Origin of the sequence: Bacillus sp. 5B6, from assembly GCF_000259405.1 — a bacterium.
GTDB lineage: Bacteria > Bacillota > Bacilli > Bacillales > Bacillaceae > Bacillus > Bacillus velezensis.
Window position 1 is genome coordinate 2,758,165 of sequence record NZ_AJST01000001.1, and the last position, 19,943, is coordinate 2,778,107.

General features: G+C 46.8%; 19 protein-coding genes. 5 read left to right on the plus strand and 14 right to left on the minus strand.

What is annotated here, in order from left to right:
- Positions 1-3: 3 nt before the first annotated feature.
- From tlpB (MY7_RS13055) to tlpB (MY7_RS13065), 3 genes are all read right to left on the minus strand, one after another.
- On the minus strand, positions 4-1,989 hold the full coding sequence (gene tlpB, locus MY7_RS13055) for a methyl-accepting chemotaxis protein TlpB (RefSeq protein WP_007613344.1): 1,986 nt from the start codon (positions 1,987-1,989) through the stop codon (positions 4-6).
- Positions 1,990-2,116: 127 nt separating this feature from the next.
- Positions 2,117-4,105 carry a methyl-accepting chemotaxis protein TlpB gene (gene tlpB / locus MY7_RS13060; RefSeq protein ID WP_007613346.1) on the minus strand — a complete coding sequence of 663 codons (1,989 nt, stop codon included), beginning with the start codon at positions 4,103-4,105 and terminating at the stop codon, positions 2,117-2,119.
- Between the two features lie 184 nt (positions 4,106-4,289).
- A complete protein-coding gene (tlpB, locus tag MY7_RS13065; RefSeq protein WP_007613349.1) occupies positions 4,290-6,275 on the minus strand; it encodes a methyl-accepting chemotaxis protein TlpB in 1,986 nt (661 codons plus the stop codon).
- Positions 6,276-6,418: 143 nt separating this feature from the next.
- Between tlpB (MY7_RS13065) and MY7_RS13070 the strand changes: the two genes are divergently transcribed.
- Entirely contained in the window at positions 6,419-7,156 is a 738-nt protein-coding gene (locus MY7_RS13070) for a protein-glutamine gamma-glutamyltransferase (RefSeq protein WP_029326026.1), read from the plus strand.
- 17 nt (positions 7,157-7,173) lie between these two features.
- Here MY7_RS13070 and MY7_RS13075 read toward each other — a convergent pair whose 3' ends face one another.
- From MY7_RS13075 to MY7_RS13105, 7 genes are all read right to left on the minus strand, one after another.
- The gene (locus MY7_RS13075) at positions 7,174-7,425 is read right to left on the minus strand and encodes a hypothetical protein (protein WP_007408636.1); all 252 of its coding nucleotides are present in this window, start codon (positions 7,423-7,425) and stop codon (positions 7,174-7,176) included.
- Between the two features lie 25 nt (positions 7,426-7,450).
- Positions 7,451-8,482 carry a nitronate monooxygenase gene (locus tag MY7_RS13080; RefSeq protein ID WP_007613355.1) on the minus strand — a complete coding sequence of 344 codons (1,032 nt, stop codon included), beginning with the start codon at positions 8,480-8,482 and terminating at the stop codon, positions 7,451-7,453.
- On the minus strand, positions 8,475-8,897 hold the full coding sequence (locus tag MY7_RS13085) for a secondary thiamine-phosphate synthase enzyme YjbQ (protein WP_007613358.1): 423 nt from the start codon (positions 8,895-8,897) through the stop codon (positions 8,475-8,477). The genes MY7_RS13080 and MY7_RS13085 overlap by 8 nt, the downstream gene beginning before the upstream one ends.
- 121 nt (positions 8,898-9,018) lie before the next feature.
- On the minus strand, positions 9,019-10,677 hold the full coding sequence (locus tag MY7_RS13090) for a glycoside hydrolase family 13 protein (protein WP_007613359.1): 1,659 nt from the start codon (positions 10,675-10,677) through the stop codon (positions 9,019-9,021).
- Between the two features lie 89 nt (positions 10,678-10,766).
- On the minus strand, positions 10,767-12,056 hold the full coding sequence (locus tag MY7_RS13095; RefSeq protein ID WP_029326025.1) for a hemolysin family protein: 1,290 nt from the start codon (positions 12,054-12,056) through the stop codon (positions 10,767-10,769).
- A gap of 42 nt (positions 12,057-12,098) precedes the next feature.
- Positions 12,099-12,776 (minus strand): zinc metallopeptidase, encoded by a 678-nt coding sequence (locus MY7_RS13100; RefSeq protein WP_007613364.1) that lies wholly within the window; start codon positions 12,774-12,776, stop codon positions 12,099-12,101.
- A 46-nt stretch (positions 12,777-12,822) separates the two neighbouring features.
- Positions 12,823-13,086: a hypothetical protein gene (locus MY7_RS13105; RefSeq protein ID WP_029326024.1), complete on the minus strand. Its 264-nt coding sequence runs from the start codon at positions 13,084-13,086 to the stop codon at positions 12,823-12,825.
- A gap of 132 nt (positions 13,087-13,218) precedes the next feature.
- Between MY7_RS13105 and MY7_RS13110 the strand changes: the two genes are divergently transcribed.
- Entirely contained in the window at positions 13,219-13,473 is a 255-nt protein-coding gene (locus MY7_RS13110; protein ID WP_015418086.1) for an Atypical membrane-integrating protein, read from the plus strand.
- Positions 13,470-14,456 carry a potassium channel family protein gene (locus MY7_RS13115; protein WP_007408644.1) on the plus strand — a complete coding sequence of 329 codons (987 nt, stop codon included), beginning with the start codon at positions 13,470-13,472 and terminating at the stop codon, positions 14,454-14,456. The genes MY7_RS13110 and MY7_RS13115 overlap by 4 nt, the downstream gene beginning before the upstream one ends.
- On the opposite strand, the gene MY7_RS13120 is transcribed toward MY7_RS13115, so the two are convergent.
- Genes MY7_RS13120 through MY7_RS13130 form a run of 3 tightly spaced genes read right to left on the minus strand, consistent with a single transcriptional unit; the run spans position 14,453 to position 16,652 of the window.
- Positions 14,453-14,857, minus strand: coding sequence for a YugN-like family protein (locus MY7_RS13120; protein WP_012118292.1), 405 nt, complete (start codon positions 14,855-14,857; stop codon positions 14,453-14,455). The genes MY7_RS13115 and MY7_RS13120 overlap by 4 nt on opposite strands.
- A 22-nt stretch (positions 14,858-14,879) precedes the next feature.
- The gene (locus MY7_RS13125; RefSeq protein ID WP_007613377.1) at positions 14,880-15,278 is read right to left on the minus strand and encodes a hypothetical protein; all 399 of its coding nucleotides are present in this window, start codon (positions 15,276-15,278) and stop codon (positions 14,880-14,882) included.
- A gap of 21 nt (positions 15,279-15,299) precedes the next feature.
- Positions 15,300-16,652, minus strand: a complete 1,353-nt coding sequence (locus MY7_RS13130) for a glucose-6-phosphate isomerase (RefSeq protein ID WP_007408647.1) — start codon at positions 16,650-16,652, stop codon at positions 15,300-15,302.
- A gap of 397 nt (positions 16,653-17,049) precedes the next feature.
- On the opposite strand from MY7_RS13130, the gene MY7_RS13135 reads away from it, so the two are divergent.
- Both MY7_RS13135 and ycaC read left to right on the plus strand, forming a co-directional pair.
- On the plus strand, positions 17,050-17,616 hold the full coding sequence (locus MY7_RS13135) for an NADPH-dependent FMN reductase (RefSeq protein ID WP_007613381.1): 567 nt from the start codon (positions 17,050-17,052) through the stop codon (positions 17,614-17,616).
- A gap of 124 nt (positions 17,617-17,740) precedes the next feature.
- On the plus strand, positions 17,741-18,385 hold the full coding sequence (ycaC, locus tag MY7_RS13140) for an isochorismate family cysteine hydrolase YcaC (protein WP_007613383.1): 645 nt from the start codon (positions 17,741-17,743) through the stop codon (positions 18,383-18,385).
- Between the two features lie 307 nt (positions 18,386-18,692).
- On the opposite strand, the gene MY7_RS13145 is transcribed toward ycaC, so the two are convergent.
- Entirely contained in the window at positions 18,693-19,865 is a 1,173-nt protein-coding gene (locus MY7_RS13145) for an iron-containing alcohol dehydrogenase (RefSeq protein WP_003152109.1), read from the minus strand.
- Positions 19,866-19,943 lie beyond the last annotated feature (78 nt).

Consider the following 19,943-nt stretch of genomic DNA (forward strand, 5'->3'; position numbering starts at 1 on the left):
ATTTTAATCTATTTTAAATCGTTTCGTCATATCACGTAATTCTTCCGCCATTTGGGATAACGTTTCCGAAGACGAACTGATTTCTTCCATTGATGCCAGCTGTTCTTCGGCGGAGGCCGCGATATCCTGAATGCTGGCGGAGCTTTCTTTTGCGATGGACGCGATTTGCTCAGAAGCTCCTGAAATCTGCTGAGATCCTGCTGTCAGCTGTTCTACCGTCGCATTCATATTTTGAATTTCTCCGGCGATCTGGTTCGTCATTTCAGAAATCCGTTTGAAGCTCGTTTCGGTCTGATTCGTAATATCCAGTCCGCTCTCCACCTCTTTGTTGACGGATTGGAACATGCCGAGAGATGTATTGATTTCGTTGACGATTTCTATGATTAAGCTTTCGATTTCTTTCGCTGAATCGGCAGACTGGACCGCAAGTTTTCTGACCTCTTCGGCGACGACTGAGAAGCCCCGGCCGTATTCACCCGCACGCGCGGCTTCAATTGCCGCGTTCAGCGCAAGAAGGTTTGTCTGATCAGCGATTCCGTTAATGACACGGAGAATGTTTGTAATATCTTTTGATTTTGTTTCAAGTCCGCGCACCACTTGTTCAGCTTCTTTCACTGACCGGTCAATGACGTTCATTTGGCCGACCGTCTGGTGGACGAGCTTTCCGCCTGAATTGGCGACTTCCGCTGATGTGGCGGAGGATTCGGTAATGACGGCAGATGCTTTCGCCATATCTTTAAGCCCGCTGTTCATTTGGTAAATATGTTCCGCCGCGCTTTCAATATTTTCACTTTGGCTTTCATTTCCGTTAGAAAATTGTTCGATCGCCAGTGTGATATGTTCGGTTGCCTTGCTTGTCTGCTCCGCTGAAGCCGTCAGCTCCTCTGAGGAAGATGCAACGTTATTCACGGAATCCTGAATGGCATGGATGAGAGACCTGAGCGAAGCGGCCATATTGTTAAAGCTTTTGCCTAGCTCGCCTAATTCATCTTTTGACTGAATCTCGATCGTTTCTGTTAAATCGCCTTCACTGATCTGTTTCGATGATGTCACAAGCTGCTTGAGCGGTTTTGTGATTGAACGGATAATCAGCACCATGACGATGGTTCCGATCACAATCGCTAATACGAGAACGAGCAGGGACAGATGAAGGATCGGCAGGGCCGCTTCATGAATTTCGTCCAGATATATCGTTCCGGTAATCTTCCAGCCTGTCAGCCCGTTTGTATCATAAGCCATTTTCTTTTCCTGGCCGTCGTATTTGTATTGAAAATCACCTTTTTTGCTGGTGAACAGCTGTTCAGCCCACTCCCCGTTTAATACTGTGCCTGATGTGCGGTTCGGGTGGGCGACCACTTTTTTGTCTTTCGTCAGGATAAAAGCGTAGCCTGATTTTCCGATGTTCACTTTCTTTGTCGTTTTCAGAAGCTCATCGATTTTCATATTGATGGCGACGACGCCTGAGCCGTCTTTCGTCTGCTGAACGACCGTCACGACCATCGTATTGGTGGAAGCCGTGCGGTAAGGATCTGTTACAACAACTTTCCCCTTATTTTCCACGGCCTTTTTATACCAGTCTCTTTCAATCGGATTATATCCTTTAGGCATCTGCAGATCCGGATACCGTGTGAAATGTCCTTCCGTGTCACTCGTATAAATGGATTCCACGTCTTTATTGATCTTCATGTACTCTGTGAATTTATCGGTAATTTGCGATTGGTTTTTCGGCTTGTACCGATCCTTTGAGAGCCAATCGCTGAAATATGCCGTTCCGTCTTCCTTTTGGCTGATGCTTGTGTTGATCATATCGTTAATCTGCTGCACATTATCTAGTGCTCTTCCCATCATCTGCCTGTCAAGCGTGTTTACCGCCGATTGATAGGCGATAAAAGCCAGCGTTGAAATAGGAAGAATGAGGATGGCCAAAAAAGAAATGAGCAGTTTTCTTGTAAGCGATCTCTGCTTGATGATTTGCACAATTTTTTTCATCTGCTATATCTCCTCTTGCGTGTTTACCCTTCATATCGGCAATTATGGGTAATTATACACATCCAAAAAGAAGAAATATAACGAAACATACTTTTTACCTATTGTAAAATTAGTCTTTTAGACTTAATTAAGAATTTATCTTAAAACGCTTTGTCAGTTCGCGTAATTCTTCCGCCATTTTTTCCAGCGTGACGGCGGAGGAACTGATCTCCTCCATGGACGCAAGCTGCTCTTCAGCTGAAGCCGCGATGTCCTGAATGCCGGCCGCGCTTTGTCTGGAGACGGCCGCGATATCCTCTGAAGCGTTTGATACTTCCTGAGACCCGGCAGAAAGCTGTTCCACGGTTGCATTCATATTTTGCAGTTCACCGGCAATCTGATTTGTTTTAACGGAAATGTCCCGGAAGCTTTTTTCCGTTTCGTCCGTTAACTGAAGTCCGCTTTTCACCTCGTGATTGACGGATTCCAGCATTCCTAGCGAAGTATGAATTTCTTTGACGATTTCATGAATTAAGGATTCGATTTCTTTCGCTGAATCGGCGGATTGGACGGCAAGCTTTCTCACTTCTTCGGCAACGACTGAAAAACCGCGTCCATATTCTCCCGCTCTTGCCGCTTCAATGGCTGCATTTAAAGCAAGGAGATTCGTTTGATCGGCAATGCCGTTAATGACGCGCAAAATGCTGGTGATGTCCTGCGATTTGAGTTCAAGCCCTTGTACGACTTGCTCCGCTTTACTTACGGATTGGTCAATGGCGCCCATCTGGCCGGCTGTTTTCTTGACAAGCCGCTCACCGGCGCCGGATATCTCCGCCGATTCAATTGACGTTTCCGTCACCACGGCTGCCGCTTCCGCCAGATCGCTGAGCCCGTCTTTCATCTCATTCACTTGGGCTGTCGCTTTATCAATACTCTCACTTTGGTCTTCCGTTCCATTAGAAAACTGTTCAATCGCAAGGGTGATATGTTCCGTTGCTTTGCTCGTCTGCTCAGCCGAAGCCGTCAGCTCCTCTGAGGAAGAAGCGACATGTTCAACAGAGTCCTGAATTCCCTGAATAAGCGAACGGAGTGAATCTGTCATGTGATTAAAACTTTTACCGAGCACGCCCAGCTCATCTTGAGAGCTGACATCAATGGTTTCCCTCAGATCTCCGCTGCTGATTTTTTCCGCTGAAGCTACGAGACGTTTTAACGGTTTGGTAATTGAGCGGATGACAAAATAAATGAAAATCATTCCTGCGGCAATAGCTATCGCCAATATGATAACGGCCAGAGTCAGAACCGGTCTTGCCGCATCCTTGATTTCATCCACGGACATGGTTCCGCTGATCTTCCAGCCCGTCGCTTCATTGGTCACGTACGCCATTTTTTTCGCTTTCCCGTTCAGCGTATATTCATAGTCGCCTTTTTGCCCGCTGTATAATGTATCAACCCATTTTCCCGATACCGCCGAGCCGGCTTTTTCATCACTGTAGGCAACGGCTTTTTTATTTTTGCTGAGGATAAAGGCATATCCTTCTTTTCCGATGTTCACTTCTTTTGTCATCGTGATGAGATCGTCGATTTTTATATCAATGGCGACGACGCCTGATCCGTCTTGCGCCGCGCGGGCCATAGTGACGACCATCTTTTTGTTTGAGATGGACTCATAAGGGTCTGTGATGATAGTTTGGCCTTTATTCTCCATGGCTTCCTGATACCAGCTTCTTTCAAGCGGATTGAAATCGGCCGGCATATCGGCATGCGGATAACGGGTAAACGTTCCTTCCTTGCTGCTTGAAAATACGGCGGACGCTTTATCATTGCTTTCAATAAACTGCTTGAACCTTTCTTGCATTTCCGTTTGGTTTTTTTCTTTAAATTTGGCGCTTGTCGCCCATTCGCTGAAATATGCTGAGCTTTTTGTAAACATTCCGATCCGGTCATCAATCATATTGTTTAAGATTTGCACATTTCCTTCGGCGCTTTCCATCATTTGCTTTTCAACGGATGAAGCCGCCGAACGGTAGGCGCCGGCAGCCAATACTGCTACCGGAATAATTAAGATCAGTAAAAATGAAATGATAAGTTTTTTTGCTATTGATTTTCTGGCGATTTTTTTTGCTGTTTTTTTCAATTTTGTAAACCTCTTTCAATCATTTACTGTTTATATCGGCCGACTCCCTTTTTATTACATTGAAAATTAAGTCATAAATGAAAAATAGTTCTATGTACTCCCTTTACATGCAAGACTTTTTATTTAATTATCCGGATGTCACTATAAAAAAAGACGCCCTCCATCCGGAAAGCGTCCTTTTTTACTAGTTGATCTTAAATTGTTTCGTTAATTCCCGCAGTTCTTCGGCCATTTGCGCCAAAGTATCGGCGGATGTGCTGATTTCTTCCATTGATGCAAGCTGTTCTTCTGCGGATGCGGCAATATCCTGAATGCTTGCTGCGCTTTCCCGTGAGACGTCCGCAATATCGGTCACTGCGGCTGAAACGTGCTGAGAGCTGTCCGACAGCTGTTCAACCGTGCCGTTCATCGATTGAAGCTTCTCGGCAATATCGTTTGTCATGCCGAAGATATTCTGGAAGCTTTCTTTCGTGCGGTCCGTTACGGCAAGTCCGGATTGAACTTCTTCATTAACGGAGGTGAACATGTGAAGCGATGTATTAATCTCAGCCGTGATTTCCTGAATGAGTTTTTCAATCTCTTTGGCAGAACCGGCGGATTGGACGGCCAGCTTGCGCACTTCTTCGGCTACCACTGAGAAGCCCCGCCCGTATTCACCGGCTCTTGCCGCTTCAATGGCTGCATTTAACGCAAGCAGGTTTGTCTGATCGGCAATACCGTTGATGACTCTTAAAATATGAGTGATGTCTTTTGATTTGGCCTCAAGGCCTTTTACAACCGCTTCCGCCTGCTGGACCGATTGATTGATGAGATTCATCTGCCCGACGGTTTGCTGCACATATTCTTCCCCGGTGCCGGCAGCTTCCTTCGATTGTTTAGATGCTTCCGTAATGGATGATGATGTGCGGGAAACGGCGGCGAGTCCGTCATTTATATGATTCAGCTTAGCTGAGCTTGAATCGACTTTTTCGCTTTGCTCTTCGTTTCCGTTTGAAAACTGCTCAATCGCCATTGTAATATGTTCCGTCGCTTTGCTTGTCTGCGAAGCTGAAGCGGTCAGCTCTTCCGATGACGCGGCCACGTTGTCGACAGAGTTTTGGATCGCGCTGATCAGTCCGCGCAGAGATTCTCCCATTTCATTAAAGCTCGCACCGAGTTCGCCCAATTCATCTTTCGAGCGGATATCAATGGTCTCGGTCAAGTCTCCGCCGCTGATTTGTTTAGAAGAGCGGACAAGCCGTTTCAGCGGTGACGTAATGGATCTGACAATGAACAGAATTAAAATTCCCCCGATGATAATGGATGCTGCAAGGACGATCATTCCCATCGTCAGCACCGGTTGTGAGGCGTCTTTAATTTCGTTGAGCTCCATGCTCCCCTCTATTTTCCATCCGGTCAGTTTATTTGTCGTAAACGCCATTTTTTTATTTTGATCATCAAGCTTGTATGAAATAATGCCGCTGTCTTTGCTGTATACCTCATTCAGCCACGGGGTTGAAACTTTATCGCCCGGTTTGTGGTCTTTATGCGCGACATAGGTTTTATTTTTGGACGTGATAAACACGAATCCTTTTTGCCCGATTTTGATTCCCTGCATCTGCTTCAGCAGCTGGTCAATCGTAATATCCATGGCCACTACGCCTGTTCCGTCCTGCATCTGCTTTGCCACGGTGACGACCATGCTGCCGTCGCTTGCCGCGGTGTAAGGGTCGGTGACAACGAGCGTGCCGCCAGCCTTCACAGCGTCTTTATACCAAGTGCGTGTTCTCGGATCGTAATCGGCCGGAGTATTCTCCTTCGGCGCCTGTGCGTAGCTGCCGTCTTCCGTTCCTCCGTAAATCCGGGCTACGTCCTTATGAATAGACGTGTATTGCCCGAACTTTTCTTCAAGAGCAGACATGTTTTTCTTTGAGAAGGATGACCCTTTTAACATTTCACTGAAAAATTCAATCGCCTTTGCTTTTGCGCCGATATCATTTGTAATCGTTGTGTTAAAAGATTCGATGTTATTTTTCGCGTTGCCTGAAATCTGATCATCCAGCGAATTGCTCGCCGTATGGTATGAACTGAATTCTAACACGAGAATCGGTATGATTAAGATCACGATAAATGAAATGATTAATTTACGTGAAATCGATGCCTTTGTGCACCAATTGATGAATTTTTTCATATTAAGCTGCTCCCTCAAGTGTGATACCTTATATATCGGCTCAGTCTTCACATTTTGTTAACATTTCCTCCTTTTTTATGACTTGATTTTCATTGCCCAAGCTTCCTGCATATCTTATAAAAAAAGAGAAGGGGGGCGCGCAGATGATTATCATATCCGGCCAAGTGCTTCGGCCTCAGGACATCGCGAACTGGCAGACGGAAGAAAGCCTTGTTCCGTATATAAATGAACTGCTCAATTCTCCCGTACAATTCGATTACGGGTCGATTGCTGAACTGATGTTCGAGGTGCGGCTGCGCCGCCATATTGTGGAAGCCGCAAGAGAACTGCACGGATCAGGTGTGAAATTTGCGACTTTCGCCAAAACATACGGAAATACGGCTTATTGGAGAGTGACGCCGGAAGGAGCCTTGGAGCTGAAGTACAGAATCCCCGCTTCAAAAGCGATTCGGGACATTATTGAAAATGGGGCGTTTTACGCATTTGAATGCGCTACCGCCATTGTTGTGATTTATTATCTGGCCGTCTTAAAGACAATCGGTGAAGAACGGTTTAACCGGCGTTTCCAGGATATCACTTTGTATGACTGGCACTATGAGCATCTGCCGATCTACACGGAAACCGGCAGCCACTTTTTACGGGGAGATTGTTTATATTTTAAAAACCCTGATTTTAATCCTGCAAAGGCTCAGTGGCGGGGAGAGAATGTCATTGTGATGGGGAATAATCAATATTTCGCCCACGGTCTCGGGATTCTGACCGCTGAACAAATCATTCAGAGATTGAATTCTCTAAGAAAAAAAAATGCCGTGCAGCCGGCTTATCTGCTTAACCAGGCAACAAGGCTTGATGCACCCGCGCTTTATCAGATCATGCATTAAAACAATCCCATCGTCTGTCATTGTGACGATGGGATGCGGAATGCTTTTCTTTTCCGGTAAAAAGCCGTCGTGCCGAGCGCTTGGTTTGCAGCCCATTCAAACTTCTCTAAATCATGTCGGGTGACGGCTCTGTCCCGTCGGCTCCATTTAATGGCGCGGACAAAGTAATACCCTTTAATCGGCGCCATGGTGACTTTAGAATGCGGAAAATCTTCAAAGACAAACTCAATAGTCCCTCTTTTTTTATAGGACATTTGAAGAATCTTCATCATCCATCACCTCACGATTTCTGGATTATGATTCGCACAATCTGTCCAAAACGGTTTTCACGTCTGTCGGCCCTTCAAGTTTCGCGGCGGACTGGCCGGCCCATAAAGACATATACTCCGCGTCTCCTGATTGAGCCGCGTGCCCGCGCATCGGCTTTGTCAGCGTATTATGCAGCGGATAAGGCAGCGTTTTTCCCTCGTCAGCTTCATATGTTTTCATGAACTGATTCACGATTCCCCGCGCCTGTTTTCCCGAAAACAGGGTGGTCAGCCGCGTGTCGGCTCCTTTTGATTCGGTAATGGCTTTTTGATATGCCGGTGGGGCGCTGCTTTCTTCACAAAGGAGAAACGGTGTTCCTACTTGAACGCCGTCCGCACCCAAACATCGGGCCGCCTGCACCCCGCGGCGGTCAAAAATGCCGCCTGCCGCAATCACCGGGATATTCAGCGCGTCTTTAGCCTGCGGAATCAGCGCCATAAGGCCGAGAGCCGGTTCTCCTTTAACCGGCAGAAACGACCCGCGATGTCCGCCGGCTTCTATTCCCTGAAGGATAACGGCGTCCATCCCCCGTTCTTCAAAAGCCTTCGCTTCCTCCGGCGTTGTCGCCGTGCCGAAAAGGAAACAACCGCTTTTCTTCAGCTTTTCCGCCGTTTCTTCCGGCGGCAGGCCGAAGGTGAATGAACACGCTTTGACTCCGTAACGGATCAGAAGCTCCGCTTTTTCCTCAAAATCATTCCATTCTTCTTTCAGATCAGAGAACGGCTTGGCGTCTTTTGCCTTCGGGATGCGGGCTTTCCATTTTTCAACCAGTTCCGCCTCAGGCATCTGTCTTTCCTCCGGGACGAAAAGATTTACTTGAAAGGAGCGGTCCGTCAGCTCTTTCATCTCGATAAGCTGTTTTTCAAGCGCTTGCGGGCTGACGTATCCTGAAGCAAGGCTTCCGAGCGCCCCTTCATTTGATACCGCCGAAGCCAGACGCGGCGTGACCAGCCCGCCGGCCATCGGCGCCTGAATGACGGGCTTTGTTAATGATAATGCACTCATCCACTCACTCATTTGTGTTTTCCTCCGGTTCAGCCTGTATTTTGATATAACATGTTCTGTTTCGCGGACCGTCAAATTCGCAAAAATAAACGCCCTGCCATGTTCCGAGTATCAGGCGCCCGTCTTCTATGATGACATGCTGGGAGGCGCCGGTTGTACTCGCTTTCATATGTGCCGCCGTATTTCCCTCCATATGCCGGTCCAGTTCGTGCTCCCACGGATACATTTCATCAAACCTTCTGAGCATATCCCTCTTCACATCCGGATCGGCATTTTCATTTATGGTAATGCCGGCGGTTGTATGGGGACAGTATATGAGCGCCAAACCGTTTTTCACGCCTGTTTCGCGGAGAAACGCTTCAGCTTCATGTGTGATGTCGATCATTTCATCCCGTCTGTTTGTTTGAATCTGCAATTTTTTCAGCATATAAATGCCTCCTTTCTTTTTCTCTTCCTTTCCCATATTCGTTTCTGTATTTGTCTTTTCCTGTCGGATCGCGATGATAAACGCAGATCACAAAAAACTTCAGCCTCGGGACTGAAGTTTTTCACCATATATATACGCGTGCCTCATAAGGCTTTAAAAGAAAGGATGTCACATGGCGGTGCGCTTCTGTTTCCGCGTTTGCAAGCACGAGAGAATCGGAGTCAAGCGGATAACCGGGATGCCTGTATAAAGCGGGGGTTCGAGACAGATTTGTGATGATCAGGGCGGTTGTTGTTCCGTTTTTTCTTAGATAGGCATAAATCTGCCGGTCATTCGGAAGCAGCAATTCGTATGTGCCGCTGATCAATACGCCGTATTCTTTTCTGAGGGCGAGCAGCCGTTTGTAGAAATGGTATACGGATGTTTCATCCTGCATTTGTGATGCAGCATTCAGCCATGTGTAGTTCGGATTCACTCCGAGCCACGGAGAAGCATCAGAAAACCCGCCGTTCGCCTCACCGCTCCATTGCATCGGTGTCCGTGAATTATCCCGGCCCTTCTTCCAGATGATCTTCATCACTTTTTCATGCGGAACGCCGCGGGACGTCTCTTTTTCATACAGATATTTCATTGCGGCGTCATCATAATCTTCAATGGATGGAAACGAAACATTGGTCATTCCGAGCTCCTGCCCCTGGTAAATAAACGGCGTGCCTTTCATCAGCATATACATCGCGGCGAGTGCCTTGGCGCTTTCTGTCAAAAACCGTTCGTCACCCCATACCGAGACGGAACGGGGCTGATCGTGGTTCTCCATAAATAACGCGTTCCAGCCCTTTCCTTCAAGACTGTTCTGCCAGCCGGACAAGACGCGCTTAAGCGCCGGAATGGAGATGCTTTGATCATCTTCCGTATCCCAGAGGCCGAGATGTTCAAATTGAAAAATCATTTGAAAGACGCCGTTTTCTTCACCGGCCCAATCAGCCGCCTCCCAAGCCGCCACTCCGTTCGCCTCGCCGACCGTCATGATCGGATAGCGCGAAAATGTTTCCCGTTTCAGCTCTTTTAAGAGATCCATTATGCCTTCCCCATTCATATGATACGGGAAAGACGGGACGTATGGGAGACCGTCCGGATTCGGCATGTCAGGGAGCCCTTCTTTTTTCTTAATGTGAGAAATGGCATCCACCCTGAAGCCGTCTATGCCTTTATCAAGCCACCAGCGGACCATCTCATAAACGGACTGCCTCATCGCTTCGTTTTCCCAATTTAAATCAGGCTGTTTTTTGTCAAACAGGTGCAGGTAATACTGGCCGGTCTCTTGATCATATTCCCACGCTGATCCGCCGAAAATGCTTTCCCAATTGTTCGGCTCTTTGCCGTTTTTTCCGTCTCTCCAGATGTACCAGTCCCGTTTTTCGGAATCTTTCGCTGAGCGTGATTCGATAAACCAAGGGTGCTCATCGCTTGTATGGTTGATGACGAGGTCTATAATCAGCTTCATGCCGAGCGCATGGACGTCCGCAAGGAGTCGGTCAAAATCCTCCATCGTCCCGAATTCGCCGGCAATTTGTTTATAATTCCGAATATCGTAGCCGTTGTCCGCGCCCGGCGAGTCAAAAACGGGACAAAGCCAGATCACATCCGCCCCCAACTCTTTTATGTAATGAAGCTTTGCTCTGATGCCGTTCATGTCGCCGATTCCGTCCCCGTTCGAATCCATAAAGCTTCGGGGATAAATTTGATAGACGGCCGCCGTTTTCCACCAATCCGTTTTCATACCGACACTCCTTTCTTTACAGCATATGAAGGAGCGGGACGAAGAAGCATTTTTTTCATAAAAAAAGCCTCATTGCAAAAGCAGGAGGCTCAGAAATCAGTTTTTTTAATTTCAACGAAGCGGATATGATGGTCTTCCGCTTCCAGCACCTTAAATTCACACCCTTCGGCATGAAACACATCACCATTTTTCAGCTCCATTTTTTGTGTTAAGAGCCAGCCGGCAATCGTGTCAATGTCTTCATTTTCGATGGCGATATCAAGGAGATCATTCACCTCTTCTATGAGCGCCTTGCCGTCCATCACATAGTGGTGTTCGCCTTTTTTGACGATGTGGGGCATTTCATCCTGGTCATATTCATCACGGATTTCCCCGACGATTTCCTCCAATATGTCTTCGACGGTCACAAGTCCCGCCGTGCCGCCGTATTCGTCAACGAGAATCGCCATATGAATCCGCTCCTTCTGCATGCGGATCAAAAGCTCCTGAACGGGGATGCTTTCAATGACTCTGATGACCGGACGCATAATTTCTTTTAATTCAATGGAGCGGCCGAGAAAATACGCTTTAAATAAATCCTTATTGTTAATAATGCCGAGAATGTGATCTTTGTCTTCCTTAATAACCGGATATCGCGTATACCGTTCGTTGATGATCAAATGTATGGCTTCATCAACTGACTGTTCAAGCGAGATGGCGGCGATTTCGGTGCGCGGCACCATGATTTCTCTGGCGACCCGGTTATCGAATTCAAATATTTTATTGACGTAACGGAATTCAGATTGATTGATTTGACCTTTTTTATAGCTTTCGGACAAAATCAGCCGCAATTCCTCTTCACTGACCACGACCTCATGTTCTTTCACCGAATGAAAACCAAACAGCTTGACCAAAAATCCGGCTGAGCCGTTTAACAGCTTAATAAACGGATACATCACTTTATAAAACAGAATGAGCGGTTTCGCCGTCCACAGACTGACGGCTTCGGCTTTTTGAATGGATATCGTTTTCGGCGCAAGCTCTCCGATGACGACGTGCAGATACGTGACGGCGATAAACGCCGCAATAAACGTGACGACGTGCGTAATAGATGACGGCATTCCGATCAGGCTGAAAACAGGATGAAGAAGCCGCTGAATCGTCGGTTCACCGAGCCAGCCGAGTCCGAGCGCCTTAATCGTAATACCGAGCTGGCACGCTGATAAATATTCATCGAGATTTGAAATCACCCTGTGCGCCGCGAGCGCCCGGCTGTCTCCGGTTTCAACCAGCTCCGCGATTTTTGAACCGCGGATTTTGACAATCGCAAATTCCGCAGCGACAAAGATGGCCGTTAATCCGATTAACAGCATAATGAGAATCAGTTTTAATATAAGCAAAAAAACCCCTACCGCAAACGGTAAGGGGCCACCTCCTTCGTGTTAATTCTCATCACGACCATTTAAGAAAATCATCACAAAACGAAGCAGCTCGAATAATGAAACGAGCGCCGCAGCCACATACGTCAGCGCGGCGGCGTTCAGCACTTTATTCACGCCGTATTCTTCACTGTTGCGAATGAATCCTTCCGACACGATAATCCGCTTCGCCCTCGCGCTGGCATTAAACTCGACAGGCAGTGTGACAAGCTGGAAAAAAACAGCGGCCGAAAACAAAATAATGCCGAGTCCGATTAAGTTCAAGCTGCCCAGGAGCATCCCGCCCAAGAAAAGCAGAGGGGCAACCCCGGAGGCAAAATTGACGACCGGAAAAATTTTGTGCCTCAGCACAAGCGCGCCGTATGATTCCTGATGCTGCAAAGCATGTCCGACTTCATGGGAAGCGACGGAAATGGCGGAAATGGAGCGGCCGTAATATACCGGCTCAGATAAACGCACCACCCGCTCCGTCGGGTCGTAATGGTCTGTTAAAGTGCCTCTTACCGGTTCTACCGGCACATCATATAAACCGTTAATATCAAGAATCCGTCTTGCCGTTTCCGCCCCCGTCCGCTGACTGGAAGCTTCCACGTCTGAGTATTTCTGAAAATTGCTTTTCACTTTAAATTGTGCCCAAAACGACAATCCCAATGCAGCAATTGTTAAAAAGATAAACAGCATATTATCCTCTTCCTTTTTCTCTTATATCGTACGATCTGCTTATATATTATTTTAATGATTGTCCGTTTTCCTGTACAGAAATCCGCTTCTTTTTTCTGACAGGAATCAATCCTCCGAGCATGATGAGGATACACCCGGCCAATCCGATGTAAAACGGAAACGTGCCTGCGGTCTCTTTTGCAAAAACAAGCCATGAAAATCCGCCGGACATATGATTGTATCCATTCAAACTGAAAATAAGCAATACGGCCGCCGAAGCGAGCAGCTGCGCTCCGGCCAGCGCCGCCAGCAGTTTTTGAATGACTGTCATTTGACTCACCCTTTTTCGGTCCGCTTTCTTTATCATATGAAAAAATGAGGGTGAATATGTTTTCGGCGATTTTTGAAAGACATCAAACGAACTGGGACATACTGTATAAAAAAAGATACAGGTGTGATCGACATGAAAGTGACAAATGGCGAGAAAGAACAGCTGAGCAATGCGATAGACAGAATGAACGAAGGGCTTGACGCCTTCATCCAGCTCTATAATGAAGCGGAAAACGATGAACCTCTCATTCAGTTTGAAGATGAGACGGCCGATTTAATCAGACATGCGCGTGACTCATACGGCCAGGAACAGCTGGACGAAAAACTAAACACCATTATTAAGCAGATTTTATCCATCTCTCTGTCGAAAGAAGAGCCGGACGAATGAAATCAAACCGTTTATTTATTTCCTGGCTGAGATGGCCGTTATACGTTCGGATCGGGCTGATCATTATCGCCTTGATTTTATTGTTCGGCCAACTCATTTACATGCTTGAACCGAAGCAATTCACGTCTGTGTTTGAAGGGGTTTGGTGGGCGGTGATTACGGTGGCCACAGTCGGCTACGGCGATTACGTTCCCCAGACGCCGCTCGGACAGATTGCCGGCATGGTGCTCGTATTAAGCGGAGCGAGTTTTGTGACCGCCTATTTCGCCACGCTTTCTTCAGCCGTGTTCAGCAAACAGCACCGCTATGTCGAAGGAAAGGTCGCCTTTAAAGGCAAGGGGCACGTCATTCTTATCGGATGGAATGAGAAGTCGCATATGCTGCTGAAAGAACTGCAGCACATCGCGCCGTCAAAAACTGTCGTCCTGATTGATGATTCATTAAGGGAAGGGCCGCTTATTGAAAACGTCCATTTCATCCGCGGACATGCCGCTGATGACAGCACGCTCAATAAGGCGAATATTACGGAAGCCGATACCGTCATTCTGACAGCGGATCAGCAGAAAAATGAATCCGAAGCTGATATGCTGTCGGTATTAACGCTTCTTGCCATCAAAGGGCTGCATCCGTCCGTTTATTGTATCGTGGAGATTTTAACGGAACGGTATGTCAAAAACGCCGAGCGCGCAGGAGCCAATAAGATTCTGTGCACATCACGGCTGTCGAGCCGGGTGATGTTTGAGCATTACCGGGTCAAGCTGCAGCTTGCCAAACCGCAAACGCTGTCAGATCTGACGCTGGAGAAAAAGGTTCGCATCATTCCCGTTCCCGAGGAATTAAAGGGCTCATCTTATCATGACTGTGCGCTCTATTATCTCAAACGGAATACCACGATCATCGGCATACAAAAAGAAGAGGGGCCGATGCTGACCCCTCCCCTGTCATACCAGGTGCTCGATACTGATCTGTTTTTGGCTCTTTAATGCAGCAGGACGTCTTCCAGCTCTTTCACAAGCGAGATGCCGATATCTGTATATGAGCGGTCAATTGCCGCATCCCGCCGTTTCGGCTCGGAGAATTGGTTGAATAATGACTCAAAAACACCGCCGCCTGCGTGATCATCCGTTTCCTCCTGATAGACGTGCCTCAGCAAAAAGGGTGTGCCGATTGTAACGGCGGCCCCCCGTTCATCCAGGTGTCCCTTATTTGCTTCAACAGGGATACGGAGAAATAAATAGCCGTCCTGATCGGAAATTTTGTAATCAAAGAACCCGCGGTCATACTCCCAGCCGCCTCCGATGGTATAACCGATCGGTTTCAGCACCTGTTCCAATTCGCGGAGTAAAAAAGATTGCCCCTCAAGTGAAGATGGTATGCTGATCATGTGCATATGCTCCTTTTTGTCTTTAGCGTCCCCGCTCTGCGGCATCTTCATACGGCGTCCGGGAAGAATCGGGAGCGGCAGACAGACGCCGGAAAGAGGTAACGGCGCATTCAATCAGAACATACGTCACAATTGCGGAGAGAACGGCTTCCGTTGAAATATAGAAAACGGCGGCATAGAGACAGCACTTCGTGATCAGCGTATGCATCCGGCCAATCTTCAGTTTCAGCCGGACCATGTCCGTAAACAAGCCGAGAGGGAAAGCGAAAAACAGGATGGTTTGTAAGAGGGATTCAGGAGACAGTTTTAGTGCCGAATAGACAATAGCGGCGGAACAGACGGAAATGACGGCATGCTTACATAAGAGCCGCATCAATTCATCATCACACCTTTCACGGTTTAAAAAAGGCTGACCCGTCATGCTGAGGGCCAGCCCTTTTTTTTATTTTTCAAGACGTTTTTCAAGCTCTGCTTTTTTCTCTTCAAAGCCCGGTTTGCCGAGAAGCGCGAACATATTCACCTTATAGGCTTCAACACCCGGCTGATCAAACGGGTTGACTCCGAGCAGATAACCGCTCATGGCCACCGCTTTTTCAAAGAAATAGACGAGATATCCAAATGTATATGCATTAAGCTCCGGAATATTGACAATTAAGTTCGGCACTTTTCCGTCTGTATGGGCAAGCATCGTGCCTTCGAACGCTTTTTTATTGACGAAATCGACCGTTTTGCCGGCTAAGTAATTTAAGCCGTCGAGATCATTTTCCGCTTCTTCAATTGTCAGCTCATGCTTCGGTTTTTCAACGTTTAATACAGTTTCAAACAGATCGCGTCTGCCTTCCTGCACGTATTGACCGAGAGAGTGAAGGTCTGTTGAGAAGTTAGCGGAAGAAGGATAGATGCCTTTTTCATCTTTTCCTTCACTTTCGCCGAAGAGCTGCTTCCACCATTCCGCAAAGTATTGCAGCGCAGGCTCATAGTTGATGAGCATTTCAATAGTTCTTCCTTTATTATACAGAACGTTGCGGACGACGGCGTATTGGTAAGCCGCGTTCTCTTCTAATTCCGAGCTGGAAAAGTCTTTGCTTGCATCAAGAGCGCCTTTCATCATTTCATCGATATCAGCCCCGCTTACCGCAATCGGCAGAAGACCTACCGCAGTCAGAACGGAGAAACGTCCGCCGACATCATCAGGAATAACGAATGATTCGAAGCCTTCTTCATTAGAAAGCGTTTTTAAAGCGCCGCGCTCTTTATCTGTCGTCGCGTAAATCCGCGCTTTCGCTTCTTCTTTTCCGTATTTTTCTTCAAGAAGTTTGCGGAAAATCCGGAAAGCGATTGCAGGTTCCGTCGTCGTGCCTGATTTAGAAATGACATTGATAGAGAAATCAGCGTCTTCTAAAAGATCCATAACATCTTTCATATAAGTTGAGCTGATATTGTTGCCGATAAAGATAACTTGAGGGTTTTTGCGCTTGTCTTTCGGCAGAACATTATAGAAAGAATGATTGAGCGCTTCGATCGCCGCGCGGGCGCCTAAATATGAACCGCCGATACCCACGACGAGAAGCACGTCTGAATCTGATTTAATTTTTTCAGCGCTTTTTTTAATGCGCGCGAATTCTTCTTTATCGTAGTTTTCAGGGAGGTCCACCCATCCTAAAAAGTCGCTTCCGGCGCCTGTTTTTTCATGGATATTATGGTGTGCCGTTTTTACGAAATCACGTGCGTATGTAAGTTCATGTTCATTGAAAAAAGGTAACGCTCTTGAGTAATCAAAGCGTACATGCGTCATTTGCTTGTCCCTCCATCACGGTGAATTGTTTTCTCTTTCACTTTATATGAACTCACCCGCTAAATCAAGTCATGAAGAAGGCCGGATGAATACGGGATTTGCGCTAAAGATGCGTTCATTTTCTATACAATATCCCGGATTCGATATGGTTATATTTGTAATAATCGTGAGAGGGGTAACGAATCGAATGTTGGTTATCCAGGGACGTATCACCTTTACTTTGGAGCAGGATGACATCCATCGCCAATCCCGATGGGCCGGTTCTTTTTATATAGTACTCCTCTTGAGAGGCTGCCACACAGGCATATTAAGGCATAAATGTCCATTTTTAAAAATAGTGTGTATATTTGGGTTATCGTGTTAAGATGTAAGTGATTTTATACCGGGAGGTGATTTTATGACTAAAACCATTGGTCTTATTTGCGGAAGTTTACGAAAAAACTCGTATAATCGAGCGATTGCTCAATCATTGATTGACTTCGATAATGCGGCTCAATTTCGCTGGGTTGAAATAGACAGTCTTCCTTTTTTTAACGAAGATTTAGAAATTGCCGGAGCACCAGACTCCGTAACATCCTTTAGAGCTGATATACAAGACGTTGACGGCGTCATCATTGTAAGTCCAGAGTACAATTCCGGAATTCCGGGGGTATTAAAAAATGCATTGGACTGGGCATCGAGACCGCGGACCTCTTCTGTTTTAAACAGAAAACCGGTTGGCTTAATCGGAGCAACCCCCGGAGGGTTCGGTACTGCCTTTGGTCAAACGCAATTGAGAGAAGTACTCGAAGCTATGCAAGTCAATGTTTTGCCCTTTCAAAAAATGCTGATTTCGCAAGTCCATGAGAAAATTGATTCCGCTCAAAACATACTTACGGATGAGCAAACAAAACGTTATCTTCAACGCTATTTACAACAGTTCATCCATTGGATTGATCATGCTCCGGTTCCCGTTCCAGATTAATTGAAGGATCATCACCCTCACGAAAAGTCACCTCAGAAATAACTTTCTATCTATACAGCATATGAATAGATTTACCGTTTTCAATTCACAAACTTACTTGCCTTAATTCAAGGAGGATTATAAAATGTCTGATCTTTATTCCCGTCTTTCAAAAGATGATGCTGCCGTGCTTTTAGTTGACCATCAAACCGGCCTTATTTCCGGTCTCGTGCGTGACTATGGCGTTGATGAATTTAAAAACAATGTATTGGCTCTCGGTGATACGGCTAAATTCTTTGATTTACCGGTTATTTTAACAACGAGTTTTGAAAATGGACCCAACGGACCGCTCATGCAAGAACTCGCTGATCTCTTTCCTGATGCGCCAAAAATAGCCCGTCCCGGACAAATTAATGCATGGGACAATGAAGATTTTGTTAAAGCCATTGAAGCGACCGGCAAAAAACAGCTGATTATCGCGGGGGTGGTAACAGACGTCTGCGTTGCTTTTCCTGCGCTTTCTGCCATTAAAGCAGGCTACGAAGTGTTTGTTGTGACAGATGCTTCGGGGACGTTTAATAAGCAAGTAGCAGATGCATCATTAACGCGTATGGCTCATGGCGGCGCGCAGCTTATGAACTGGTTCAGCGTAGCGTGCGAGCTTCAGCGTGATTGGCGCAACGATGTTGAAGGTTTTGGCGCATTAATCTCCAGTCATCTTCCCGGTTATCAAAACTTAATGGGAAGCTATATGGGGGCGCAGCGGGACCTTAGTACACAAAATGCATAAAAGGAGCGCTGATTGAATCAGCGCCCCTTTTTTAAATTCGAAGTATAGCAAGGCTCTTCATCTTCATGATTTAGATTTTGTGTAAATAGATGATCGGCATCGCAAAGTTAATTGATCCTTTTCTGCTAAATGTACAGAAACAGGGAGTCAAATCCGCATCATGTGAGATTTCTATAGTTGTCTCATGGCAAGGGGTGTTTCACTTGCTCTTGATGCACTAATGAAAATCTGGAAAGAGGGACTCCCAAAACGGTTACATCTGCAGCTTGAAAATCTATTTCATCTTCACCCCGGCCGGGAATGTATCTTACAGCGACGCCTTTAAGATGGCAAGCACGTCATCTTTGTTCAGTTTTTGGAAATTGCCGAATCCGCCGTATTCCATTTCTTTTGCGGCGATGTCTGCGATCAGCTCAAGCTTGTCTTCACCGATGTCATAATCCGCAAGGCGGGACGGTGCGCCGAGGCTTGTCCAGAACGCGGACAATTTATCGATCCCTTCAAGCGCAATTTCTTTATCCGTTTTGCCTTCAGTATCAATGTCAAACATGTTGAGCATCAGGTTTTTAAAACGGTCTACATTTGTATCAAGCGTGTATCTCATCCAGTTCGGGAACAGAATCGCAAGTCCTCCCGCGTGAGGGATGTCATAAACCGCTGATACGGCGTGCTCCATCGTATGGGAAGCCCAATCGCCGAAATAGCCCATTTGCAGCGTGCCGTTTAATGCGATCGTACCCGCGTATAAAATCGTTTCACGGTGCTTATAGTTCTCAAGGTCTTCCAAAAGTTTCGGCGCTGTTTCAATTACCGTCTGAAGGACCGCAAAACACATTCTGTCCTGAAGCGGCGTGTTTTCAACATTGTGGAAGTATTGTTCAAATACGTGGCTCATCATATCCACCATGCCGTATACGGTTTGGTTTTCCGGAACGCTGAAAGTATTCTCAGGATCTAAAATGGAGAAACGCGGATGAGTGACATTGCTGCCCCATACGAATTTTTCGTTTGTTTCCCAATTTGTGATAACGGAATCAGGGTTCATTTCAGAGCCTGTCGCCGCAAGCGTCAGCACCGTGCCGAACGGGAGCGCGTCCTGCGCCGTTACTTTTTTGCTGTAAATGTCCCATGCGTCGCCGTCATATTTCGCACCGGCCGCAATCGCTTTTGTACAGTCAATGACACTTCCGCCGCCGACTGCGAGAAGGAAATCAATCTCATGCTGTCTGCACAGCTCAATTCCTTTATTTACCGTTTCCAAACGCGGGTTCGGTTCAACACCCGCAAGCTCATGAACGGTTGCGCCTTCTTCTTTTAAGATGCCTGTTACTTGGTCATACAGGCCGTTTCGCTTAATGCTGCCGCCTCCGTATACAAGCAGCACGTTTTTCCCGTATTGCTTCAGCTCTTTTTTCAATTGGTCGATTTGACCTTTTCCGAAAATCAGTTTCGTCGGATTGTAGTACGTAAAGTTCTCCATTTATCATGACCTCCAAAAAAATCGTAAGGGAATTACTATAACACAGAAAAAAAGGAGCTGCCAATCCGGCCGCCCCCT